This is a genomic window from Pseudooceanicola sediminis (assembly GCF_003575965.1).
GTDB classification, from domain to species: domain Bacteria; phylum Pseudomonadota; class Alphaproteobacteria; order Rhodobacterales; family Rhodobacteraceae; genus Pseudooceanicola; species Pseudooceanicola sediminis.
The window spans coordinates 44,235-68,591 of sequence record NZ_QWJJ01000010.1 but is presented as its reverse complement, the minus strand read 5'-3'; the positions used below and the strand labels follow the sequence as shown (position 1 = coordinate 68,591).

General features: G+C 64.8%; 23 protein-coding genes. 14 read left to right on the top strand and 9 right to left on the bottom strand.

Translation table 11 applies throughout. The features are described 5' to 3' along the window. The first annotated feature begins 178 nt into the window (after positions 1-178). From DL237_RS12455 to DL237_RS12445, 3 genes are all read left to right on the top strand, one after another. Positions 179-832, top strand: coding sequence for a peroxiredoxin (locus tag DL237_RS12455; protein WP_119399394.1), 654 nt, complete (start codon positions 179-181; stop codon positions 830-832). Between the two features lie 88 nt (positions 833-920). After that, positions 921-2,051: a capsular polysaccharide export protein, LipB/KpsS family gene (locus DL237_RS12450; protein ID WP_119399393.1), complete on the top strand. Its 1,131-nt coding sequence runs from the start codon at positions 921-923 to the stop codon at positions 2,049-2,051. Next, positions 2,044-2,913, top strand: a complete 870-nt coding sequence (locus DL237_RS12445; RefSeq protein WP_119399392.1) for a glycosyltransferase family 8 protein — start codon at positions 2,044-2,046, stop codon at positions 2,911-2,913. The genes DL237_RS12450 and DL237_RS12445 overlap by 8 nt, the downstream gene beginning before the upstream one ends. Positions 2,914-2,931: 18 nt before the next feature. Here the strand turns inward: DL237_RS12445 and DL237_RS12440 are convergent, their stop codons facing one another. The 7 genes from DL237_RS12440 to dapB all read right to left on the bottom strand — a co-directional run bounded on the left by DL237_RS12440 (position 2,932) and on the right by dapB (position 10,399). Further along, positions 2,932-3,993 carry a rhamnan synthesis F family protein gene (locus DL237_RS12440; protein ID WP_158585633.1) on the bottom strand — a complete coding sequence of 354 codons (1,062 nt, stop codon included), beginning with the start codon at positions 3,991-3,993 and terminating at the stop codon, positions 2,932-2,934. A 138-nt stretch (positions 3,994-4,131) separates the two neighbouring features. Further along, a complete protein-coding gene (gene pnp, locus DL237_RS12435; RefSeq protein ID WP_119399390.1) occupies positions 4,132-6,261 on the bottom strand; it encodes a polyribonucleotide nucleotidyltransferase in 2,130 nt (709 codons plus the stop codon). A gap of 476 nt (positions 6,262-6,737) precedes the next feature. Continuing rightward, on the bottom strand, positions 6,738-7,007 hold the full coding sequence (rpsO, locus tag DL237_RS12430) for a 30S ribosomal protein S15 (protein WP_119399389.1): 270 nt from the start codon (positions 7,005-7,007) through the stop codon (positions 6,738-6,740). Between the two features lie 213 nt (positions 7,008-7,220). Beyond that, positions 7,221-7,748: a DUF1643 domain-containing protein gene (locus DL237_RS12425; RefSeq protein ID WP_233544982.1), complete on the bottom strand. Its 528-nt coding sequence runs from the start codon at positions 7,746-7,748 to the stop codon at positions 7,221-7,223. Next, a complete protein-coding gene (truB, locus tag DL237_RS12420) occupies positions 7,745-8,659 on the bottom strand; it encodes a tRNA pseudouridine(55) synthase TruB (protein ID WP_119399387.1) in 915 nt (304 codons plus the stop codon). The genes DL237_RS12425 and truB overlap by 4 nt, the downstream gene beginning before the upstream one ends. 290 nt (positions 8,660-8,949) lie before the next feature. Continuing rightward, positions 8,950-9,366, bottom strand: a complete 417-nt coding sequence (locus DL237_RS12415) for a dihydrodipicolinate reductase (RefSeq protein ID WP_119399386.1) — start codon at positions 9,364-9,366, stop codon at positions 8,950-8,952. Positions 9,367-9,568: 202 nt separating this feature from the next. Continuing rightward, on the bottom strand, positions 9,569-10,399 hold the full coding sequence (gene dapB, locus DL237_RS12410; protein ID WP_119399385.1) for a 4-hydroxy-tetrahydrodipicolinate reductase: 831 nt from the start codon (positions 10,397-10,399) through the stop codon (positions 9,569-9,571). A 143-nt stretch (positions 10,400-10,542) separates the two neighbouring features. Between dapB and rbfA the strand changes: the two genes are divergently transcribed. Continuing rightward, positions 10,543-10,965 carry a 30S ribosome-binding factor RbfA gene (gene rbfA, locus DL237_RS12405; protein WP_119399502.1) on the top strand — a complete coding sequence of 141 codons (423 nt, stop codon included), beginning with the start codon at positions 10,543-10,545 and terminating at the stop codon, positions 10,963-10,965. Positions 10,966-10,973: 8 nt separating this feature from the next. After that, on the top strand, positions 10,974-11,732 hold the full coding sequence (locus DL237_RS12400) for a phosphodiester glycosidase family protein (protein WP_407691909.1): 759 nt from the start codon (positions 10,974-10,976) through the stop codon (positions 11,730-11,732). A gap of 68 nt (positions 11,733-11,800) precedes the next feature. On the opposite strand, the gene DL237_RS12395 is transcribed toward DL237_RS12400, so the two are convergent. Further along, complete coding sequence (locus DL237_RS12395) at positions 11,801-12,013, bottom strand: DUF1674 domain-containing protein (RefSeq protein ID WP_119399384.1); 213 nt, start codon at positions 12,011-12,013, stop codon at positions 11,801-11,803. Positions 12,014-12,076: 63 nt separating this feature from the next. On the opposite strand from DL237_RS12395, the gene DL237_RS12390 reads away from it, so the two are divergent. The 7 genes from DL237_RS12390 to DL237_RS12360 all read left to right on the top strand — a co-directional run bounded on the left by DL237_RS12390 (position 12,077) and on the right by DL237_RS12360 (position 21,160). Further along, entirely contained in the window at positions 12,077-13,435 is a 1,359-nt protein-coding gene (locus tag DL237_RS12390) for an RsmB/NOP family class I SAM-dependent RNA methyltransferase (protein WP_119399383.1), read from the top strand. Between the two features lie 119 nt (positions 13,436-13,554). Then, entirely contained in the window at positions 13,555-15,300 is a 1,746-nt protein-coding gene (locus DL237_RS12385; RefSeq protein ID WP_119399382.1) for a heparinase II/III family protein, read from the top strand. 25 nt (positions 15,301-15,325) lie between these two features. After that, positions 15,326-16,924, top strand: coding sequence for a bifunctional phosphoribosylaminoimidazolecarboxamide formyltransferase/IMP cyclohydrolase (purH, locus tag DL237_RS12380; RefSeq protein ID WP_119399381.1), 1,599 nt, complete (start codon positions 15,326-15,328; stop codon positions 16,922-16,924). Between the two features lie 9 nt (positions 16,925-16,933). Then, the gene (gene lspA / locus DL237_RS12375) at positions 16,934-17,404 is read left to right on the top strand and encodes a signal peptidase II (RefSeq protein ID WP_119399500.1); all 471 of its coding nucleotides are present in this window, start codon (positions 16,934-16,936) and stop codon (positions 17,402-17,404) included. 194 nt (positions 17,405-17,598) lie between these two features. Continuing rightward, positions 17,599-18,033 carry a DUF3035 domain-containing protein gene (locus tag DL237_RS12370; protein ID WP_233544981.1) on the top strand — a complete coding sequence of 145 codons (435 nt, stop codon included), beginning with the start codon at positions 17,599-17,601 and terminating at the stop codon, positions 18,031-18,033. Positions 18,034-18,503: 470 nt separating this feature from the next. Then, on the top strand, positions 18,504-19,853 hold the full coding sequence (locus DL237_RS12365) for a M16 family metallopeptidase (protein ID WP_119399379.1): 1,350 nt from the start codon (positions 18,504-18,506) through the stop codon (positions 19,851-19,853). Continuing rightward, positions 19,850-21,160: a M16 family metallopeptidase gene (locus tag DL237_RS12360; protein WP_119399378.1), complete on the top strand. Its 1,311-nt coding sequence runs from the start codon at positions 19,850-19,852 to the stop codon at positions 21,158-21,160. The genes DL237_RS12365 and DL237_RS12360 overlap by 4 nt, the downstream gene beginning before the upstream one ends. Before the next feature lie 68 nt (positions 21,161-21,228). On the opposite strand, the gene DL237_RS12355 is transcribed toward DL237_RS12360, so the two are convergent. After that, complete coding sequence (locus DL237_RS12355) at positions 21,229-22,227, bottom strand: asparaginase (protein ID WP_119399377.1); 999 nt, start codon at positions 22,225-22,227, stop codon at positions 21,229-21,231. 163 nt (positions 22,228-22,390) lie between these two features. On the opposite strand from DL237_RS12355, the gene DL237_RS12350 reads away from it, so the two are divergent. Together DL237_RS12350 and rlmN are read left to right on the top strand one after the other, a co-directional pair. Next, on the top strand, positions 22,391-22,912 hold the full coding sequence (locus DL237_RS12350; RefSeq protein ID WP_119399376.1) for an invasion associated locus B family protein: 522 nt from the start codon (positions 22,391-22,393) through the stop codon (positions 22,910-22,912). A gap of 240 nt (positions 22,913-23,152) precedes the next feature. Then, positions 23,153-24,295, top strand: coding sequence for a 23S rRNA (adenine(2503)-C(2))-methyltransferase RlmN (gene rlmN / locus DL237_RS12345; RefSeq protein ID WP_199672077.1), 1,143 nt, complete (start codon positions 23,153-23,155; stop codon positions 24,293-24,295). Positions 24,296-24,357 lie beyond the last annotated feature (62 nt).

The window sequence follows — 24,357 nt, the reverse complement described above, 5'->3', positions numbered from 1 at the left end:
GGGCGGAGACAGGTCTGGCAACGGCGAGGTGGGGCCCGCGTTGTGCGCGGGCTGCGATGGGGCGGACAGTTGGCAACAGGGCGCTCCTATCGCCCCACCATCGCGGGTGGACGGGGGGTGCAAAGCCCTGATGGGCGGCTTAAGTATGCGTTAACCATATCAACCGACGGAGGATATCATGGCTTTGCGTATCAATGACGTTGTACCCGATTTCACGGCAGAAACCGACCAGGGGACGATCAGCTTTCACGACTGGATCGGTGACAGCTGGGCGATCCTGTTTTCGCACCCGAAGGATTTCACCCCGGTCTGCACGACGGAATTCGGCGCCGTGGCGCAATTGGCGCCCGAGTGGGAAAAGCGCGGCACCAAGGTGATCGGCATTTCCGTGGACAGCGCCGCGCAGCATACGAAGTGGAAGGACGACATCGAGAGCTTTGCCGGGGCGCCCGCGGGCTTTCCGATCATCGCGGACGAGGGGCTGGAGGTCAGCAAGGCCTTCGACATGCTGCCCGCCGATGCCTATCTGCCCGATGGCCGCACCCCGGCGCATTCGGCCACTGTGCGCAGCGTCTTCATCATCAGCCCGGACAAGAAATTGCAGCTGAGCATGACCTATCCGATGTCGGTGGGGCGCAACTTTGCCGAGGTGCTGCGCGCCCTCGACGGGCTGCAAAAAACCTATGGCGCGCCGGTTGCCACGCCTGCGAACTGGCAGGTCGGGCAGGACGTGATCGTGGCGCTGTCGCTGGATGATGCAGCGGCCACCGAAAAATACGGTGCCCTCGACAAGAAACTGCCCTATCTGAGGTTTGCCAAGGACAAGGGCTGACGCGCCCCGCCGTTCTAGGTGCCAGATGTCCGGGATACGGACGCAAGCCACAAGGAGGTGGGCCAGCGATGGCCCACCGGAGAGAACGATGTTCGTAAAACTCGACACCGGCGTCGTGCGCCATTTCGATGAGGCCCTTGCCGGCGAGGTCGAGGTGATTTCCACCCGCAGCCTCGATGTCTACCGACGTCTGGCGGCGCTGCGGGGGGCGGCCCATGCCCGCCGCGCGCTGTGGCAGGCGCTGCGCGCCGAGCGGGCAGATATCGCGCCGTTGGTCGAGGGCAATCTGGCGCGCAAGCGTATCCGGTTGCCGGGCGTTTTCGGCAATCCCGTGATCGGCGGCATGTACGGCGCCATCAAGCGGGTGCAGGCGCACCTGCTGCGGGCGCTGCTGAAGGCCGAGTTTGCCGAGGTGCAGCCGGACCGTATCGCCATCGTCTATAACGGCTCGAACTATCCCGAATCCGTGCTGGCAGAGGTCACGGCGGGCCATCCGCGCGTCTTTGTCGAGGCGGGGTTCTTTCCCGCGACGCTGCAAGTCGATGCGAAGGGGCTGAACGGCGGCAATTCGGTGCCGCGCACGCCGTCGTTCTACCTGGACACGGACGAGGATTTTGCCGCCGGGGGCCTGCCGGCGACGGTGAACAACCGCCCCTCGAAGGGAACCTTCGCGCCGGTCGATCTGACGCCCGGTTTCGTCTTTGTGCCCTTCCAAGTGCCGTCGGACATGCAGGTGACGCTGCATTCGCCCTGGGTGCGGGACATGGAACAGTTTCTAGACGTGGTGATCGCGGCGGCAGAGGCGAACCCGGACCAGACCTTCGTGATCAAGGAACATCCCAGCTTTAAACGGTCCGTCATCGGGCTGCGGCTGGATCATCCGCGCGTCATCTTTGCCAATGGCAACGTGACGTCCGAGATGATCGCGCAGGCGCGGGCGGTGCTGACGCTGAATTCGACGGTCGGGATCGAGGCGCTGTTGCTGGACAAACCGGTGATCACGCTGGGCGATGCCTGCTACAACATCGAGGGGCTGGTGCTGCACGCCGGGGATGCGGACGCGCTGAACGCGGCGCTGGCGCGGCGCGATTGGCGCCCCGACCCGCGCTTGCGGCGGCAGTTCATCGGCTACCTGTGGAACCGATACCTGGTGCACGGGCGCTATGACGACCTGCCGGAGGATCTGTCGGCGCAGCTGAAACGGGCGGCCCATGGCTGAGGCGGTGCAGATTGCCCTGGCGTCGGATCGCAACATGCTGGACGCGGCATTGGTGGTGATCGGAACGGCGGCGCGCCAGTGTTCGGTGCCGGTCACGGTGCATTTCATGGGGCGGGATCTGTCGGAGGCGGATCGGGCGCGCCTTGCGCGGCTGTGCGAGCTGGAGGGCGCGGCGCTGGTACAGCACGAGCTGAGCGAGGCGATGCTGGCCGGGGCGGTGCAGCGCAACGCGGCGATCTCTCTGGTTGCGATGGCGCGGTTGTTCCTGCCGGGGCTGGTGAGCGGGCGGGTGGTTTACCTGGATTGCGACGTGCGGGTCGCGGCGGATATCGCGCCGCTGTTCACGCGCCCGCTGGACGGCGCGCTGATGGGCGTCGTGCGGGATTTCCTGGTGCTGGACAGGGTGCGTCAGCAGGGCACGGACAGCGCGCGGTTGCGCGGTCACGTCTCGGTCATGGGGGACGCCCCGGTGGTCGAGTATTTCAATTCAGGCGTGCTGCTGATGGACTGCGATGCGATCAATGCCGAGCCGGGGCTGGCAGAGGCGATGACGGACCTGGCACAGGCCAGTGAATACCCGTTGTCGGATCAGGATTACCTGAACCTGCTGTTCGCCGGGCGCACGCATTTCCTGCCGCTGGGCTGGAACGCGATCTGGGGGCGCAACGCCTATCACGCCCGCGCGGTGCGCCAGATGGACTGGCTGCCCGAGGCAGAGCGCGACACCCGCGCACGTATCATCCACTACACGGGGCCGAAAAAACCGTGGAAGCCGGCAACCCTGTCGGCCGTGCTGCGTGGCCGTGGGCCGGAGACGCTGCGCTATCGCCGGGTGGCGGCGAAGGTTCTGTCGCGGCTGTAGGTCGGGCCGCGCCTGCCCTCAGCCCTTGTCCCAGGAGATCAGTTCGCGCTGAATGACGGGATCGAGTTCGGACAGGATCTCGGGGCTTTCGCGCAGGATGGCGCGCTGGCGGATGAACTCTTTCTCACGGATCTTCTTGAGGATCGGCATGCGCATGGTCTGGATGCACAGAACCGGATGGTCATCGACCAGCCGGGTGATGAAGGATTGCGACCTGAGCACGCGGCGCGCGCGGTCCCGAAACGCCGGATCGTCCAGGTCACCTTCCAGGAGGGATGTCAGGCGGTGGTGGTCGCGCCCCGGTTTTTCCAGGTGCAGCCGCAGGACCGTGCGGAAATCCGCGGTCGGCAGCGTCAACAGCGCGTCGATCACGCTGTCGGGGCGATAGGCCGCGTTGATCGACGCGCCGCGGGCGACAAAGTATTCGCTGAGGCCGATTTCGAACCTGCGGACCACGAGGCGCTTGTTCTGATACAGCGGCAATTTTTCCCAGAAACCGCGAAAGTCGGCGGAATTGATCAGATCGCCCGAGAACCGATAGAAATAGGATTGAATATGCGTCCGGTGTTTCTTGAGCGGGTTCTGGTACATGAACAGACCAAAGATTTCCTCGGGTGCTGCGCGGGCCTCTTCAATCAGCGTGCAATCGGGCAGGGTCGGAAACCAGATCGAATCGTTCATTACGAAAAGATTGTTTACCGACGGGACATTATTCAGAATCCAGAGAATACCTTCCCGGTAGCCTCCGAAATCATATCCCAGATTGGGCCGTTCGATCATCGTCATGCACAACGGTTCGAGACGGTCGATGTCTGCGGGATCAAAGCTGTGGTTGGCCACGAGCACCGTGGAAATTCCCCGACTTTTCAGATGCTCCAGCGTCAGGAACAGCGAGCCCAGCAAAGCCTCGGGTTGATAGATCAGGACAACGGCGCATTCGCGGGTGGCGGGGACATCGCCGGGAAAGACGTGTACATTTTCGGCCCGCCGCAGATCGTGATACCGCCGCCGCCAGGGTGCAATGACATGCTGAAGGTAATTGCGGATGGACAGGGGGATGCGCTTGAGTTCACGCTTCAATTTCCAGGCCGGTACCATGCTGCCTTTGAGGCCCCCAAGATAGATTAGTTAAATCGTCGTTACGCTTTTAATACGGGCTTTTACAATAAGTAAGGGGCCTTGCGGCCCCTTACACGATCTCAAGAGAAGTGTTGCCGATTACTCGGTCGCTTCTTCCGCGGTTTCTTCGCCGGTGGTCTGATCGACCATCTTCATCGACAGGCGTACCTTGCCGCGATCATCGAAGCCGACCAGCTTGACCCAGACATCCTGGCCCTCTTTCAGGACATCGGAGGGGTGGTTCAGGCGGCGGTTCTCGATCTGGCTGACGTGCACGAGGCCGTCACGCTTGCCGAAGAAGTTCACGAAGACACCGAAGTCGACGATCTTGACGACCTTGCCCTTGTAGATCTTGCCTTCTTCCGGCTCTGCCACGATCGAATAGATCATGTCATAGGCCTTCTGGATGGCTTCACCGTTGGCCGAGGCGATCTTGATCACGCCGTCGTCGTTGATGTCGACCTTGGCGCCCGACGTTTCAACGATTTCACGGATGACCTTGCCGCCCGACCCGATGACTTCACGGATCTTGTCGGTGGGGATCTGCATGGTTTCGATGCGCGGCGCGTGGACCGAGAATTCACCCACGCCGGACAGCGCCTTGTTCATCTCGCCAAGGATATGCAGACGGCCCGCCTTGGCTTGCGCCAGGGCTTTCTGCATGATCGCGGGGGTGATGCCCTGCACCTTGATGTCCATCTGCAACGAGGTGATGCCAGCTTCGGTACCGGCCACCTTGAAGTCCATGTCGCCAAGGTGATCTTCGTCGCCCAGGATGTCGGTCAGGATGGCGTATTCGCCGTTGTCTTCCATGACCAGGCCCATGGCCACACCGGCAACCGGCGCTTTCAGGGGCACACCTGCATCCATCATCGACAGCGAACCGCCGCAGACCGACGCCATCGAGGAGGAGCCGTTGGATTCGGTGATCTCGGACACGATGCGGATCGTGTAGGGGAAATCGGTGCCGGCGGGCAGGACGGCCTGAAGCGCGCGCCATGCCAGTTTGCCGTGGCCGATTTCACGACGACCGGGCGAGCCCACGCGGCCAACTTCGCCAACCGAGTACGGCGGGAAGTTGTAGTGCAGCATGAAGTTGGATTTGAAGTTGCCGTGCAGCGCGTCGATGAACTGTTCGTCATCGCCGGTGCCCAGCGTGGTCACGACCAGACCCTGGGTTTCGCCACGGGTGAACAGGGCCGAACCGTGCGTGCGCGGCAGGATACCGGTTTCGGCAACGATGTCGCGGACCTGATCGGTGGCGCGGCCATCGATGCGGCGGCCGTTTTTCACGACATCACCACGCAGAACGCCCGATTCCAGCTTTTTCAGCGCCGGGCCGAGGTTGGCGTCGGCCAGCTGCTCTTCGTTCAGCGTCGCCTTGATCTCTTCCTTGGCGGCCGCGACGGCAGCCGTGCGTTCCTGCTTGTCGGTGATCGCATAGGCGGCGCGCATCTTGTCTTCGCCGGCGGCTTTCACGGCGTCATACAGCGCCGAGTAATCCGGGGGGGTAAAGTCGAAGGGCTCTTTCGCGCAATCTTCGGCCAGGTCGATGATCATGTCGATCACCGGCTGGATCTGTTCGTGCGCGAAGTTGACGGCGCCGAGCATCTCGTCTTCGCTCAGCTCGTAGGCCTCGGACTCGACCATCATGACGGCGTCCTTGGTGCCGGCGACAACCAGGTCGAGGCGCTGCTCGGGGTTGCCCCGCAGGCCCTGCATGTCGTCGACGCTCGGGTTCAGCTTGTATTCGCCGTTGGAAAAACCAACGCGGCAGCCGGCGATCGGGCCCATGAACGGGGCGCCGGAGATCGTCAGCGCAGCCGAGGCGGCGATCATGGCAACGACATCGGGGTCATTTTCCAGATCGTGGCTGAGGACGGTGCACATCACCAGAACTTCGTTCTTGAAGCCGGGGACGAACAGCGGGCGGATCGGACGGTCGATCAGACGCGCAGTCAGCGTCTCTTTCTCGGTGGGGCGTGCTTCACGCTTGAAGAAGCCGCCCGGCACTTTACCGGCCGCATAATATTTCTCTTGGTAGTGCACAGTGAGGGGGAAGAAATCCTGGCCCTCTTTCTGTTTCTTGGCGAAAGTCACGTTGGCCATGACCGAAGTTTCGCCCAGGGTGGCGATGACCGAGCCATCCGCCTGACGGGCAACCTTGCCCGTTTCCAGTGTCAGCGTCTCTTCGCCCCACTGAATCGATTTCGTCGTAACGTTGAACATCAGCGTATCCTAACTGGAAGCACTCCCGGGCCCTCCCGGGTCTTCCGTTTTGCATGGCGGCCCCATTGCCGCCGACCCCATCATCCTTCGCTTCACGGTGCGGGGGTCTTCGCACCACGTCTCAGATTGTGCGCGCATACACGGGATTTGGCCTTTTGGGAACCGGAATTCTTGCAGGCCGGACCACTCAGCGCCTTGCGTCCTATGGCGCGCAGGGCAATCCGGGGCATTTGGGCCGGCGCGCGCCGCTCATCCCACGGTTGTTCGCCTGACGGCCCCGGGACCGCCGGAGAGACCGCCGCGCAGGGGCGCGGGGCGGCGGGACGCCGCCCCCGTCACACCCCATTTCCCGGCTTCGGAAATCGGTGCAGGCCCCCGATCGCGGGGCAGGCGCCGCATACGAAAACGCCCGCCTCCTGCGAGGCGGGCGTCGTGTCGGCAACAGGGCCCCGGCGGGGGCGCTGTATCCTGTCCGCTTAGCGGCGCAGACCGAGGCGTTGGATGAGGTTCGTGTAACGCGCCTCTTCCTTGCCTTTCAGGTAATCCAGCAGCTTGCGACGCTGTGCGACCATTTTCAGAAGGCCACGGCGACCGTGGTTGTCCTTCTTGTGGGTCTTGAAGTGCTCGGTCAGCGTGGCAATGCGCGACGACAGGATGGCAACCTGGACTTCGGGCGAACCGGTGTCGCCTTCCTTGGTTGCGTATTCCTTCATCAGGCGGGCTTTTTCTTCGACGGTGATCGACATCGGGATCTCCTTGATTAAGGGTTGGGGCACAAGCCGGGATGTCGTCCAGCAGGGTCCATGGAGGCATCGTCCGGCCACCGGCAAACTCCGGCAGACCAGGCGATTGCGCGCAAATAAGGGATTCTCCCCCCGATAGGAAGCTTTTTTTCCCGACGGCCCCTCCCGGGCACGCCCCGATCCGTTTCCCTGTTCGAAATATCCCCGCCGGAGGCATCACTGCCAGGGCAGCAGCGCCTGGGCATAGGCCACGTAGAGCGGATGCCGTGGGTGCCCGTCCTTCGTCACCCCGAGGTGGCGCAGGGGGCGCCCGGTGCGGCGCAGCAGGTCGGCCACCTCGGCGCCCCGTTCCAGGTGCGCGCCATGCACCCCCCAGCCGCACAGGATCACGCCGGTCGTGCCCAGCCACGCCGCGCTCTGGCGCAGCACGCTGTCATTGTCAGGGCCGACAGGCTGTTCAGCCCGCTTGAGCAGCGCGGGCGAGGTTTCGCGCCAGCCGAACAGGTTGCAGACCCGGAACCCGCCAAATCCCAACGCCCGTGCCCGCCGTTCGCAGCGCTCGACCGTGGGGTCGTTCTGCGCCTCGGTCGCCTTCGAGGGGTTGAGCATGACGTAGAGGATACGTGGCCCATCCACCCATTCGCGACTCAGGGCATAGCGGTAGCGGGCGCAGGGCGAATAGAGCGCACTGCTGAACGCGTCGCCACGCTGCGCGCGCCGTTCGACAAGATCCCCGGTGCTCACGCCTGCGGCAGGTTGAAGACGCGGCTGGGGTGCAGTTCGCCCGCGCGATAGGTGCCGACGGCGACGGGCGTGCCCTCGAAGCTGGCCCAGCATTCGTCCCCGAATTCGACATTCGCCGCGATCACCATGCCGGGGTTGCCGTGCCGCAGCTTTGCCGCGCCCTCGGCCGTTGCCCGCAGCTCGGGCAGATCCGCCAGACCCAGCTGAAGCGGCAGCAGATGTGCGTCCAGCTCGGGTGTGCGGGCGTTCGCCTCGATATGTTCAAAGGACACGCTGTCGTCGACATCGAACGGGCCGGACCAGGTGCGGCGCAGCTCTCGTACATGCCCGTAACAGCCGAGCGCCGCACCCAGGTCGCGGGCGATGGCACGGACATACCCGCCCTTGCCGCAGACCATTTCCAGGGTGACGTGGTCGGCGTCGGGACGTTCCAGCAACACGAGGCTGTCGACAAACAGGGGCCGGGCGGCGATATCCATCTCTTCGCCCTCGCGCGCCAGCTTGTAGGCGCGCTGGCCGTCGATCTTGACGGCGGAAAACTGCGGCGGCACCTGCATGATGTCCCCGACGAAGGGGGCCAGCGCGGCCTCGATCTCTGCGTCGGTGGGGCGCTGGTCGCTGGTCGCGATCACCTCGCCCTCGGCATCGTCTGTATTGGTGGCCTGTCCGAGGCGCACGGTAAAGACATAGGCCTTCAGCGCGTCGGTTATATAGGGCACGGTCTTTGTCGCCTCGCCCAGGGCCACGGCCAGAACGCCGGTGGCATCGGGATCGAGGGTGCCCGCATGGCCCGCCTTGTTGGCGTTGAACGCCCAGCGGACCTTGTTGACGACGGCGTTGGAAGTGATCCCCGCCGGTTTGTCGATCACCAGCCAGCCGGAAATATCGCGACCCTTGCGTTTGCGTGCCATGCCGCCCGTCCTTGTACCTAACTGCGAATGCTGTCGAAGGCCGGTCAGGTAAAGGGCGGCGCCCGCCACGTCAAGATTTCTGACCACGTCAAGATCTCTGGCATCGACCTTCGGGCGCCACGCGGCCCGGCGAGTCCGATTTCGCCGCAGCGGCGCAGGTGGGGGCACCGGCGGGAATGCCGGTCGCCATGGCTCCGTTAGGGAAATGGCTCCGTCAGGGAAAGAGAGCCGCCGCCTATTGTTGACGCCCGCCCGGTGAGGCCGATGTGGCGGGCATCGCTGGCCCCGACCTAGCGAAGGCGCAGGTCGGCGGTCTCGCCCTTTCCTTTGTCGGCGGTGAAACGCAGGGTATTGGCCATCAGGCCGACAGTCTGGCAGTTCATCGGAAAGACCGTCGACCCCCAGGACATGGCGCGGCAGAAATACCCGTCCTTCCATGTCCAGCTGCCGGTGACGCGTCGACCGAAGGCGCTGCCGCGGATCGAGCCGTTCTGGCGCACCTGAAGCGTGACGCCGAGATTCCTGAGGTCGGACCTGCCGACCAGGGCGAGGAACTCCGACTGGGACTTGATCCGCTCGAACTCCTGCGCGCGTGCCACACCGGGGGCGACTCCGGTGCCGAGGACCAGCGCAAGTCCGACGGCAAGGACAGCGGAAAATTTGAAATGGGGAACTCTCATCCCCTTCATACGCGGGAAGTCTGTCATTGGTTCAATCTGTTTGGCACAATTTCTGGCGTCAGGCCATTTTGTGCCGATTCAGTGTAGCGTCGTCGGGCGGGGATTTTCGATGCAACACACCGATTTTCATGAGCGACCAAGGTGCTGGGATACATGTGTAACTCTCGCTCGCAGCCTATCTGCTCTCGACGGTGACGTAAAGGCAACATCCCCGCCGACGCGCGCCGGGTCAGTCGTTCAGGCCCAGCACGTCGAGCATGTCATAGGCCCCGGGTGCCTTGTCCTGGCCCCAGATCGCGGCCCGCAGCGCGCCATTGGCAAAGACGCTGCGATCCTCGGCCACGTGGCGCAGGATGATGCGTTCGCTCTGCGACGCGAACATCACATCGTGCTCCCCGATGATGGCCCCTGCACGGATCGCCGAAAAGCCGATATGCCCGGCCTCGCGCGCGCCGGTTATGCCGTCACGGCCCCGGTCGGCAACCTCTTCCAGCACCACGCCGCGGCCCTCGGCCGCAGCTTCGCCCAGCATCAGTGCGGTACCGGACGGGGCGTCGACCTTGCGGTTGTGATGGTATTCGATCACCTCGATATCGAAATCGGCATCCAGCGCGGCCGCGACCTTTTTCGTCAGCTGGGTCAGCAGGTTGACGCCGAGGCTCATGTTGCCGGCGCGTACGATCACCGCGTGGCGGGCAGCGCGGGAAATGGCGTCGATATCTTCATCGTTGAGGCCGGTGGTGCCGATGACGTGCACCGCGCGGGCCTGGGCCGCCAGGCCGGCAAATTCCACGGTGGCAGCCGGGGCGGTAAAGTCGATCACCGCCTGCGCTTTCGCAAACGCCTCGAGCGCGTCGTCGGTGACGATGACGCCGACGGCGCTGCCGCCCAATGCCTCGCCCACGTCACGGCCGATCCAGTCGTGGCCGCTGCGATCGACTGCGCCGGCAAGGTGCACACGGTCGCTGGCCAGGACGGTGCGGATCAGCATCTGCCCCATGCGCCCCGAAGCGCCGGTGATCACGATGCCGGGTGTGGTGCTGTTGTCTTGGCCGCTCATGTCCTGCCTCTTTCGCTGTCACTGCGTGATTGCGGCCTTCCTACCCTGCGCGCGTGCGGGCGGTAAAGCCATTCGCGCCGCCGGGAGGGCCGTGCAATATGAGTTGACTTGGCAAACGCTGCGCAAGGCTCTAGATGCAGGCCATGAGCAAGAACAGTTTCCAGGATGGCTCCGGCCCCTCACAGCGCCAGCTTCGCATCGGCGAAACCGTGCGGCGTGCGATATCTGAGGTCCTGCAACGTGGCGACATCCACGAACCGGACCTGAACCGCATGTCGATCACGGTGGGCGAGGTGCGCATCAGCAACGACCTCAAGATCGCGACGGCCTATGTCATGCCGCTGGGCGGGTCGAACGTTGACGAGGCGATTGCCCTGCTGGCCAAGAACAAGGGCGAGCTGCGCCGCGCCATCGGCAAGAAGCTGAACCTGAAGTTCACGCCGGATCTGCGGTTCCGTCCCGACGATACCTTTGACCGGCTGGACGAATCGCGCCGCCTGTTTTCGGATGAAACCGTGCGACGCGATGTCGCCGCCTCGGACGAGGATGCGGAGGAGGACGAGTAGCGCCCGTGCTGCTTCGCGTTCTGCTCTTCGCCCTCGCAGGCGTCATGGCGCTGCTGACGCCCCCCGCCGCGCGGGCGCTGGAATGCAGCAACCAGACCTATGCCGGAAATCGCTATACCCTCTGCTCCGTCGCGCCCGAACGGGACGAGTTGCGCCTGTTCCTGTATGATCCCGGTGGCAGGCCCTACGGCGATTTCGCCGCCGTGAATGCGCGCCTGGCGGGCGAGGGCAAGCAGTTGGCCTTTGCTATGAACGCGGGGATGTATCACGAGGATCGCGCGCCGGTCGGTCACTACGTCGAGGATGGCGAGGAGTTGATGCGCGTCGTCCCCAACGCCGGACCGGGCAATTTCGGCCTGCTGCCAAACGGCGTGCTGTGCCTGACGGCCCACCGGGCCCGCGTCTTGGAAACGCTGCGATTCGAGAAAGAACACCCACAGTGCCTTTATGCCACGCAATCCGGCCCGATGCTGGTGATCGACGGTGAATTGCACCCCAGGTTCCTGCCCGACGGTACGTCGCGCTATATCCGCAACGGGGTAGGCACCAGCGCCGATGGCAAGCGGGCGGTTTTCGTCATTTCGCGCAATGCCGTCAGTTTCCACGAATTCGCCAGCTATTTCCGCGACGGGCTGAAGTTGCCGCAGGCGCTGTTCCTGGATGGCAATATCTCGCGCCTGTACGCCCCCGATTTGGGGCGCAACGACTGGGGGCGCCAGATGGGTCCGATCGTCGGCGTTGTCGAGGACAGACCCGCCGGCGAATAGGGCCGCAAGGGGCGTGGCGCGTGGCGCAGGCGTACTGCCGCGCTGTGACCCGATCTCAGGCGTCGTTTTCAGAAATCGATGGCGAGGCCCTTGCTCTCCCAGTCGCCATAGCGAACGGGTTCGGGGCCATCGCGGCCCCCGTATTCCTTGGCGCGGGACTTCGCCTCAGCTTCCATCACGGCGCGGCGTTCGGCAGCTTCGGCCAAGGCGCGCTGGGCGGCGGGGGGCAGCTCCGGTTTCGGCTCTGCGATATCGACCTGCGGTGTCTGGTCCTGTGACATGGATGTTCCTTTCGGCTGAAGCCATGTTATACGCGCGCCCTGATCCGTCGCAAGGAGGCTGCCATGCCCTCTCATCGCTCGACCCCGCCGCGCAAGGGCAATCCGCGCGGTCCGCGCCAAAATTCCGCCGCACCCCGGCGCGAGACGCCGCAGCGTATCCCCTCGGCGCGCGAAGCCGCCGTGCGGATGCTGAACGACGTGCTGGGGGACGAGCCGCGCCTGCTGTCGGACCTGCGCGAAGCCCCCTGGCTGGGCCGTCTGGATCCGCCTGAACGCGCCCGTGCCCTGCGGTTGGCCACCGAAACGCTGCGCTGGCTGGAGCGCTGTGACAGGATGCTGGCCAAACCTCTGCAAAAACAGCCGCCTCTGCCGGTTCTGAACATCCTGCGCCTTGGCACCTATGAACTGGGCACCGGGGGGGCCGCGCATGGCGTGGTCAACGACCTGGTGCAGATGACCAACAATCTGCCCCAGTTGGGTCACCTCAAGGGGCTGGTGAACGCCGTTCTGCGCAAGATCGCGGATGCCGGAGAGGTGCAGTGGAACAAGCTGCGCAATCCGCGCCTGCCGGACTGGCTGCGTGACCCGCTGGTCGAGGCATATGGCAGCGAACGCCTGCTGGCCTTCGAGGCGGCCCATGCTGCCGGTGCCGCGCTGGACCTGACACCGCGCGATCCCGCCACGGCTGCGGAGTGGGCCGAGAAGGTGAACGGCGCGCTGCTGCCGACCGGGTCGATTCGCCTTGAGGCCGGTGTGCAGGTTTCGGCGCTGCCGGGCTATGACGAGGGCGCGTGGTGGGTGCAGGACGCTGCCGCTGCCCTGCCTGCCATGTTGCTGGCGGCCAAGCCGGGCGAGCGGGTGATTGATCTCTGCGCCGCACCGGGGGGCAAGACGCTGCAACTGGCGGCGACGGGGGCAACGGTCACCGCGCTGGATATTTCGGCGCATCGTCTGAAGAGGCTGGAGCAGAACCTGGCGCGCACCGGCCTTGCGGCCGACGTGCTGGCAGGTGATGCGTTGCAGGTCGACGGGCAATACGACGCCGTCCTGCTGGATGCGCCCTGTTCGGCCACCGGCACGATTCGCCGCCACCCGGATCTGCCGCTGGCCCGCGACGGGGCCGAGATTGGCGAACTGATCGGCCTGCAAGAGGCGATGCTGGATCATGCCCTTGGTCTGCTGGCCCCCGGTGGGCGGCTGGTCTTCTGCACCTGCTCGCTTATCCCGGACGAGGGCGAATGCCATATCGAGGAGGCGTTGCAGCGTCACCCCGGTCTGAGCGTGGATCGCGCGGCGCTGGAACGACCCGGCATAGACCCGGCCTGGATCACCGAAGAGGGCGGCCTGCGCCTGACGCCCGATCTCTGGGCAGAGCAGGGCGGAATGGACGGTTTCTACATGGCGGTAATGCGCAAGGACTGATGGCCGCGCCACCGGATGGCGGACGTGATCCGATTGTCGCATGACAGGGACAGGCCCGCAGGCTAGACTGCAGCAAGACGCCGAAAGAGTGTCGGTCGATCAGCGACAGAGGCAGGCAGATGGTATCATCCGAGGCCCATGCGACCCGCAGCGCGCGGTTTCTGAACCGCTTTTACGCTTGGCGTGCCGTGCGCGCCCGGCCTGCCACCGCGTTCACCTCTCAGCCCGAACCGCGCACCGTGGGCAGTGTCGCGCGGGGGCGACAGTTGATGGCGGGAAACTTCCTGTTCGCCGGATATCTGGTCGAGGCCGAGGATACCTCGATCTGGGATGTCGCGGCCCCCGATTACAGTTTCGTCGAAGACGTGCACGGTTTTGCCTGGCTGGATGATCTGGCGGCGGTGCCTGACCCTGCGGCGCGGGCGCGCGCGCAGGACTGGACCTGGGGCTGGATCGCCCGTTTCGGGCGTGGCCGTGGCCCCGGCTGGGTGCCCGACCTGGCGGGGCGCCGCCTGATCCGCTGGATCAACCACGCCCTGTTCCTGTTGCGCAACCAGCCCCCAGCGGCGTCGCAGGCCTTTTTCCTCAGTCTCGGGCAGCAGACGATCTTTCTGTCGCGGCGCTGGCAGGCGGCGCGCCCCGGTCTGCCCCGCGTCGAGGCGCTGACCGGCCTGATCTACGCCGGCCTTGCCCTGCGCGGCATGGAAGAGCACGTCGCGGCGGCGCAAAAGGCGCTGGAGCGCGAGGCGGTCGACCAGATCGACGCACAAGGCGGCTTGCCGACGCGCAATCCCGAAGAATTGCTCGAGGTGTTCACATTGCTCAGCTGGGCCGCTGCCGCGCTTGAGGAGGCGGAGCGGCGGGTGGGACCTGCGCATCTGGCGGCGATTCAGCGAATTGCGCCGACGCTGCGCACGTTGCGCCATGCCGATGGAAGCCTGGCACGGTTTCATGGTGGCGGGCGCGGGCCCGAGGGACGGCTGGATCAGGCATTGGCCGACAGCGGTGTCAGCTATGCGCAGCCCGATGGGCTGTCGATGGGCTACGCGCGCCTGTCGGCCGGCCGCACCAGCGTGATCGTCGATGCCAGCCCCCCACCCAGGGGCCGCGCCAGCCTGAACGCCCATGCCTCGACACTCGCGTTCGAGCTGACGTCGGGGCGGCGGGCGTTGGTGGTCAACTGCGGTTCCGGCGAAAGCTTTGGCCAGGACTGGCGCAGCGCCGGGCGGGCCACCCCCAGCCATTCGACGCTGGTGCTGGATGGCAACTCCTCGGCGCGGGTCGCGTCTGGTCGGCGCGCGCCAGAGTTGGAGGACGGCCCCCGGAACGTGCCGATGGAAATGAGCCATACGCCGGAGGGCGTGCAGTTCGAGGGCGGTCACGACGGCTATCTGCGCGCCACCGGCCTGACCCACGCCCGCCGGCTCGAACTGGGGTTCGACGGGCGCGATCTGACGGGGCAGGACATGCTGTTGTGCCTTGAGGATGCGGACAGGAAACGCTTCGACAGGGTGATGGATGCGCGTGGCCTCCAGGGTGTGCCCTTTGACCTGCGGTTCCACCTGCACCCCGAGGTCGAGGCGCATCTGGACATGGGTGGCGCCGCGGTCTCGCTGGCGCTGAAAAGTGGCGAGGTCTGGGTGTTTCGCCATGACGGGGCGTACGATCTGACGCTGGAGCCATCGGTTTTTCTGGAAAAGAACCGGATCAGGCCCCGCGCGAGCAAACAGATTGTTCTCTCTGGCCGCGCTTTGGAGTATGCGACCCGCATTCGCTGGTCTTTCGCCAAGGCGCAGGATACTCCCGTCAGCGTGCGGGACCTGAACCGGGAAGGCGAGGATCCGGCGCTGAACCACCTGACCTGACCAAGCTGCTGGATTTGATGTACCGATGACCGACACTCTCGCACTTCACCCCGTGCGCCGCGCGCTGATTTCCGTTTCCGACAAGTCCGGGCTGATCGACCTGGCCAAGGCCCTGACCGGGCGCGGGATCGAACTGCTCTCGACCGGGGGCAGTGCGAAGATGCTGCGCGAGGCGGGTCTTGAGGTGCGCGACGTGGCCGATGTCACCGGTTTTCCCGAGATGATGGACGGCCGCGTCAAGACGCTGCACCCTGCGGTGCACGGCGGTCTGCTGGCGCTGCGCGACGATGCCGCGCATGTCGAGGCGATGAACACCCACAACATCGGGCCGATCGACCTGCTGATCGTCAACCTGTATCCGTTCGAGGCGACTGTCGCAAAGGGCGGCGACTATGACGATTGCATCGAGAACATCGACATCGGCGGCCCGGCGATGATCCGCGCCGGCGCCAAGAACCACAAGTTCGTCAACGTTGTTGTCGACACCGACGATTATCAGCCGCTGCTGGAAGAACTGGATGCGCATGACGGCGCGACCTCCTACGCCTTTCGCCAGAAACTGGCGCTGACCGCCTATGCCCGCACCGGCGCCTATGACGCCGCCGTGTCGGCATGGATGACCGGCGCGCTGGAACAGGCCGCGCCGCGTCGTCGTGCCTTTGCCGGCACGCTGGCCCAGACGCTGCGTTATGGCGAGAACCCGCACCAGTCGGCGGCGTTCTATACCGACGGATCCAACCGCCCCGGTCTGGCCAACGCGTCGCAGGTGCAGGGCAAGGAATTGTCCTACAACAACATCAACGACACCGATGCCGCGTTCGAACTGGTGTCGGAGTTCCTGCCCGCCAACGGCCCGGCCTGCGCCGTCATCAAGCACGCCAACCCCTGCGGCGTGGCGCGCGGAGAGACCCTGCGCGAGGCTTACATGCGCGCCTATGACTGCGACCGCACCAGTGCCTTTGGCGGCATCATCGCCCTGAACGCCGAGCTCGACGAAGAAACCGCCGAGGAGATCAGCCAGATCTTTACCGAGGTGATCATCGCGCCCGGCGCCAGCAAGGCCGCGCAAAAGCTGCTGGCAAAGAAAAAGAACCTGCGCCTGCTGCTGACGCCTGGCCTGGCCGATCCGACCGCGGCCGGTCTGATGATCAAGCAGGTCTCGGGCGGGTTCCTGGTGCAGGACCGCGACAATGGCCATATCGACATGGACGATCTGAAGGTGGTGACGAAACGCCAGCCCTCGGAAAAGGAAATGGCCGACATGCTGTTCGCCTGGAAGGTCGCCAAGCACGTCAAATCCAATGCCATCGTCTACGTCAAGGACGGCGCGACCGTCGGTGTCGGGGCAGGCCAGATGAGCCGCGTCGACAGCTGCCGCATCGCGGCGCAGAAAAGCCGCGACATGGCCGAGGCCATGGGCCTGGCCGAGCCGCTGACCATCGGGTCGGTCGTCGCGTCGGACGCGTTCTTTCCCTTCCCCGACGGGTTGCTGACGGCAGCCGAGGCGGGTGCGACGGCCGTGATCCAACCCGGCGGTTCGATGCGGGATCAGGCAGTGATTGATGCGGCGGACGAAGCGGGGCTGGCGATGGTTCTGACCGGCATGCGCCATTTCCGGCACTGAGGCCCGATGATGCGCACAGTTTTCTGGGCAAGCTTCTGGGTCTTCCTGCTGGATCAGATCACCAAGTACCTGGTCGTGCATATGCTCGACCTGGCCCGCGTGCAGGAGGTCGTGGTGATTCCCGGCCTGCTGCGGTTCCGCATGGCCTGGAACTATGGCATCAACTTCGGCCTCTTCGCCAACGAGGGGGCCGACGCGACGCGCTGGATCCTGATCGGCGTGGCGGCGGTGATCAGTGCCGGTGTGCTGTTCTGGGTACAACGCGAGAGTCCGCGCTGGATCGGTCGGGTGGCGGCGGGTCTGGTGATCGGTGGCGCCCTCGGCAACGTGGTCGACCGGCTCCTCTACGGGGCCGTCGCGGATTTCGTCAATGTGACCTGCTGCGGGCTGAACAATCCCTACGCGTTCAATATCGCGGATGTGGCGATCTTTCTGGGCGCCGCAATGCTGGTCTTTCTGCCCGCCGATAAAGAGGCGTGACCTCGGTCGCGGGATGCGATAATCCTGCCCCGAAGCCATGGCGGGATGACCTATCCTGCCTGAAAGGAGGCGCGGGACCACAGGGTCCGGCGCCGTATCCAAAGGGGGTTGCCGGAATGGTGGCACGGGGTCTGATCCTGACGACAGTATGCGTTGTGCTTGCAGGCTGCAGCGACGGAACGACTCTGCGCGCGATGCGCAACACCAGCGCCGGGCCGGAAGAGTTCAACGTCGCACCCACGCGCAAGCTGGAAACACCCGAAACATTCGCGGCGCTGCCGGTTCCGACGCCTGGCGGTGCAAATCTGGTCGATCAGACACCCAAGGCCGATGCCGTTGCCGCACTCGGCGGCAATCCCGCCGCGCTGGCGGGAACCTCCGTCGCGGCGGCGGATGGCGCGCTGGTGTCCTACGTGGGGCGGTCCGGTATCGACGGGGCAATCCGTCCGACACTCGCGGCCGAGGATCAGGCGTTCCGGGAACGCGAGGCGCGGTTTTCGCGCCTGCGGCTGTTCGGGGTGGATCGCTACTATATGGCCTACAAGAATCAGACGCTGGATGCTCAGGCCGCTGCCCGCGCGTTTCGCCGCGCTGGCGTGACCACGCCGAGTGCACCGCCGGCAAACTGACCCCTTTCCGACCCCGGGGCAGGCATCTTTCCGCGCAGTCGCCGGATCCTGTGTCAGGGCGCGCGGCTGTCCTTGGCGCGCCGCAGCTCTCTGGCCGCTCAGCAATCCTCCGGCCGCTCAGCAATCAAGTGTGTGGTCTCAGACGTGCGCCGTCATGTCCGGCGCGACCGGGATCGCCGTGCGACATCGCGGAGCCATGACGTTAACCAGGACGTTAACACTGTGTTAGGCATGTATGGCGCAGTCTCGGCCTGACGCTGGGCTTGTGTCGTTCGCGGGGCCTGTATCGTTCGCTGGGCCTGTATCGTTCGCTGGGCCTGTATCGTTCGCGGGACCTGTATCGTATGTTGCCGTTCAGCTCCGCCCATTACACCCGATCTCACAACGCAGTGAGAAGACCGTCATGCGCTTGAAGCGGCAGGCCCGCGCCGTATGTTCGCAGCATGACCGATCAGTCGAGAGGAAAGCCAATGCTTCGAAGGTTTGCCATCGGGGCCCTGACCCTTGCAACCCTGACCACGCCCGCGATCGCCCAGCCGACGGTGTCTGACCTTGTCACCGATTTCACGCTGGATAACGGGATGCAGGTCGTCGTGATCGAGGATCACCGTGCGCCTGTCGTGGTGCAGATGGTCTGGTACCGCGCCGGGTCCGCCGATGAAAAACCCGGTGTCTCGGGCATCGCGCACTTTCTCGAACACCTGATGTTCAAGGGCACCGACAGCTTTGGCCCCGGCAAATTCTCGTCGACCGTGGCGGAAAATGGCGGCACCGACAACGCCTTTACCAACTACGATTTCACGGCCTATCACCAGCGGGTCGCCGCAGATCGCCTGCCCCTGATGATGGAGATGGAAGCCGACCGCATGACGCACCTCAACCTGGACGAGGACGCGATCAAGACGGAACGCGACGTGATCCTGGAGGAGCGCAACATGCGCACCGACAGCAATCCGCAGGCGCTGTTTGGCGAACAGACGCGCGCGGCGCAATACCTCAACCATCACTACGGCATCCCGATCATCGGCTGGCGGCACGAGATGGAGCAGTTGAACCTGCAAGACGCCCAGGATTTCTACAAGACGTACTATGCGCCCAACAACGCCACGCTGGTTGTCGCCGGCGATGTCACCCCGGACGACGTGCGCACCCTGGCCGACAAGTATTATGGCGTGATCCCCGCCAACCCCGACCTGCCCGAGCGCGTGCGCCCGCAGGAACCTGAGCAGCGGGCCGAACGCCGCGTGATCTTCAAGGATCCGCGCGTGGCGCAACAATACGTCAGCCGCACCTACCTTGCCCCCGAACGTGACCACGACAATCAGGAACCCGCCGCCGCGCTGGTGATGCTGGCGCAGCTGCTGGGCGGTGGACAGTCGGGGTATCTGACCGACAAGCTGGTGTTCGGGCAACAGATCGCCACCTATACCTCGGCCTACTACAACGGCAGTTCGCTGGATGACACGACCTTTGGTGTCTATGCCGTGCCGGCACCGGGTGTCTCGCTCGAGGATGCGGAAACCGCGATGGACGATGCGCTGGCCAGCTTCATCGAGGATGGCGTCGACCCCGAGGCGCTGGAGCGGATCAAGATGCAGGTGCGCGCCAGCCAGGTCTACGACCGGGATGACGTGGCAGGTCTGGCGCAGATGTATGGCGCCGCGCTCAGCCAGGGGCTGACGGTGTCGGATATTCAGGCCTGGCCCGATATTTTGCAGGCGGTGCAGCCCGATGACATCATCGCGGCGGCCAAACAGGTGCTGAACCGCGACAATGCCGTCACCGGCTATCTGATGTCCGACAAGGAGGTGAGCCAATGATGCGCTTTGTCCTGCCGTTCGTGCTGACCCTCGGCGCGCTTCAGGCCCACGCCGAAATCCGGATTCAGCAGGTCACCAGCCCCGGTGGCATTTCCGCCTGGCTGGTCGAGGAGCATTCGATCCCCTTTACCGCACTCGACATGCGCTTTGCCGGTGGCGCGGCGCTGGATGCGCCGGGCAAGCGCGGCGCGACCTACCTGATGTCCGGTCTCCTGGAAGAGGGCACCGGCGACATGGACGCCCGTGATTTCGCCAAGGCCGAAGACGGGCTGGCAGCCAGCTACAGCTATTCCGCCAATTCCGACAGCATGTCGATCTCGGCCCGCTTCCTGACCGAAAACCGTGACGAGGCCGTCGACCTGCTGCGCCGCAGTATCGTTGAACCCAGCCTGCCCGAAGACGCCATAGCGCGGGTCAAGGATCAGGTCCTCTCGGGGATCCGGGAAGACGCCGAAGATCCCTCCAGCATCGCTTCCAGTGCCTTCGATGCGCTGGCCTACGGCGATCATCCCTATGGCAGTGCGATCGAGGGTACGGCGGAAAGCGTCGCGGCCCTGACCCGCGACGATCTGCTGGCAGCCAAGGACAACGTGCTGGTCAAGGACCGCGTCAGCATTGCCGCCGTCGGGGATATCACCCCGGAACAGTTGGGCACCCTGCTCGATACCCTGCTGGGCGATCTGCCGACGGGCGGCGCCGCGCTGCCCGACACCATCGACCTGTCGCTGACGCCGGGCGTGACCATCGTGCCCTACGACACGCCGCAGGCGCAGGTGCTCTGGGGGCAGGACGGGCTTGGCATGGAGGATCCCGACTTCTTCGCTGCCTACCTGCTGAACACGATCCTGGGGGGCGGTGGCTTTGAAAGCCGCCTGATGCAGGAGGTGCGCGAAAAGCGTGGCCTGACCTATGGCGTCTATTCCTGGCTGGCCGACCGTGATTTCGCCGATGTCTGGGAAGGCTCCGTTGCCTCGGCCAACGGCCGCGTGGCGGATGCAATCAGCGTCATTCGCGATGAGTGGACGCGGATCGCCACCGACGGTGTGACCGAAGAAGAGCTTGAGAATGCCAAGAAATACATGACGGGCGCCTATCCCCTGCGCTTTGATGGCAACGGCACCATCGCCAGTATCCTGGTGGGGATGCAGCACGACAACATGCCCATCGACTATCCCGCGACGCGCAACGACAAGATCAACGCCGTCACGCTGGAGGAGATCAACCGCGTCGCGCGCGAGCGTCTGCACCCCGATCAGCTGCGCTTTGTCGTGGTGGGCAAACCCGACGGCCTCGATGCGGTGAACTGATCCGCCCGACCGAAGCGATTGAAAAAAAGGGGGGCCGCGCGCCCCCCTTTTGCCGTCTCAGGTGTGTCCTACGCGGGAAACCCCGGTGCCGGGCGGATCACGCCGGTGTCGATGCCGCGCCGGTTCAGCAGCGGCACGTTCATGCGCTTGCGTGCGGCGGGGTGGTTCGGATCCAGCACGCCCAGATTGGCCAGCAGCGCGGTGATCGCGCATTCGCTGGCACGGGTCCCGCCGTCCATGATCTTCAGCGCGATGCCCAGGCCCAGCTCGGGGATGATCGCCACGAACACCGCCTCGGCCCCGGTCTTGATCGCGACGCGGCCATTCATCGCGCGCATCAGCTCAGTGCAGGCGCGGGTTTCGCCCGCGACCATCTCTGGAAAGGCCGCCATGGCGCGGGTCAGCCGCGCGGCGGCCTTTTCGCGCAGGGTGCTGCCATTGTGCGCATTGGCAAAGAACGCCATCGCGCGGGCCAGTCCGGTCAGCGTGGTGGCAAAGTTCGGGGCCGAACAGCCGTCGATGCCATAGCCGGGGCTATCCATGCCGGTGACGCTCTCAAACGCCTCCCGCACGGCCTTCTGTACCGGGTGATCCGGTTCGACATATTCGGATCCGCCGCCGATATGCCGGTTCAGCGTCAGAAAGCCCGAATGCTTGCCCGAGCAGTTGTTGTGATACTGGCACGGGCTCGAATCGCTCTTGATCAGCGCATGGTGCGCCTCAACGTCGTCGGGCATCTGCGGGCCACAGCGGAAATCGGCATCCGACATCCCCATGTCGGCCAGCCAGCCTTGCACCGCGTCGGTGTGGATCGCGGCGCCGTTGTGCGATGCACAGGACAGGGCCAGTTGCTTTTCGCTCAGCCCGGCGGCATCCGCAGCGCCGGATTCGATCAGCGGCAGGGCCTGGATCATCTTGCAGGACGAGCGTGGCAGGATCATCGCATCCGGGTCGCCCCAGGCCCGGATGACCGCGCCGCTGCTGTCCACGATGGCCGCATGACCATAGTGAACGGACTCGCAGAACGGCCCGCGCCAGACCTCAACCAGTTTCTCTGCCCCGGTCATGATAACTTCCCCTTGATGTGTGCGGTTTCTTGCCAATCAGCCTTTCGCATGTGGCAGATTTTGCGCTAATAATGCAATGTCGAGATTGGCAAGACAGCCCCGAGAGATGGCGCACAGGTCACGGGGGCACGACAGAGGCAAGGACGGCTTGGAGGCTGGACAGATGACATTTGGGAAGTTGGGTGCGGGGATCGCGGTTATGGCGCTTGCCGCGACGGGTGCCATGGCACAGACGGTCAGCGAAAATCAGGTTGCAGCCAAGACGGACTGGAGCGTTTTCGAGGAGCCCGATCCCAAGGAATGCTGGGCAGTCTCCGAACCCAAGGAGACGGTCAATTCCAAGGACGGCAAGGTCGTCTCGGTCCGGCGCAGCGAAATTCAGTTGATGGCCTTCTTCCGCCCCGGTGCCGATCTGTCGGGTCAGGTGGCCTTTACCGGCGGCTATCCCTTTGCGGACGGATCCACCGTGAACCTGGCCGTGGGCGACACCAAATTCGAACTCTACACCCAGGGCGAATGGGCCTGGCCGGGTCCGGGCGACGATGCCAAGATCCTGGCGGCGCTGAAAGGCGGCACCGACGCCGTGCTCAGCGCCCGCTCGGGTCGCGGCACGCAGACCAAGGATACCTTCTCGCTGATGGGCTTTACCGCCGCTGTCGAGGATGCGGCGAACCGCTGCAAGTAACGTCAACCCCTGCGGGACCGGCGGCGAATTCCGCGCCGGGTGCAGAACGGATATGCAGGGCAGGGGGTGTGACAGGGTCACGCGCCCTGTTTTCATGTGGATAAGAATCCCCTATATGGGCAGACTTCCAGCAGGAGCCCGATCATGACCGCCAGCCCAGACAGCGCGACCACCAGCCAGGTGCCCGATATCCAGACGGCCCGCACCCCGGCGCCCGCGACCCCGATCACGCAGGACGTGATGACGATCCCGCGCAAGCTGCCCGAGGGTCCGGTCAACCTGGTCGGTCTGACACGGCCCGCACTGCTGGAGGCGCTGATCGCGGCCGGCACGCCGGAAAAGCAGGCCAAGATGCGCCTCAACCAGGTCTGGCAATGGCTCTATCACTGGGGCGTGCGCGATTTCGCCAGGATGACCAACCTGTCGAAAGACTACCGCGCCCTGCTGGCCGACAACTTCATCATCGAGCTGCCTGAAATCGTCTCGAAACAGGTCTCCTCCGACGGCACCCGCAAATACCTGGTGCGCATCGCCGGCGGTCACGAAGTCGAAGTGGTCTATATCCCCGAAACCGACCGCGGCACGCTCTGCATCTCCTCGCAGGTGGGCTGCACCCTGACCTGTTCGTTCTGCCACACCGGCACCCAGAAGCTGGTGCGCAACCTCACGCCGGGCGAAATCGTCGGCCAGATCATGCTGGCCCGCGACGATCTGGGCGAATGGCCGGTCCCCGGCGCGCCCAAGGATGAAACCCGCCTGCTCTCCAACGTCGTCCTGATGGGCATGGGCGAACCGCTCTACAACTTCGACAACGTGCGCGACGCGATGAAGATCGCGATGGACCCGGAAGGCATCTCGCTGTCGCGTCGCCGCATCACGCTCTCGACCTCCGGTGTCGTCCCCGAAATCGCGAAATGCGCCGAGGAAATCGGCTGTCTCCTCGCGGTCTCCTTCCACGCCACCACGGACGAGGTCCGCGACAAGCTGGTGCCGATCAACAAACGCTGGAACATCGAGACCCTTCTGAACACGCTGCGCGACTACCCGCGCCTGTCCAACTCCGAACGCATCACCTTCGAATACGTGATGCTCAAGGAGGTCAACGACACCGACGCGGATGCCCGCCGCCTGGTCAAGCTGATCAGCGGCATCCCGGCCAAGATCAACCTGATCCCGTTCAACGAATGGCCCGGTGCCCCCTACCAGCGCAGCGAACCCGACCGCATCCGGGCCTTCGCGGATGTCGTCTACAAGGCCGGCTACGCCAGCCCCATCCGCACCCCCCGCGGCGAAGACATCATGGCCGCCTGCGGCCAGCTCAAGTCGGCAACCGAACGCGCCCGCAAATCCCGCAAGGAAATCGCGCAAGAGGCGGGGCTCTAAATCGCTCCGCCCGCTGCGGGCTTCCCTGTCATCTGGCCGTAAATACCCCCGCCGGAGGCTGG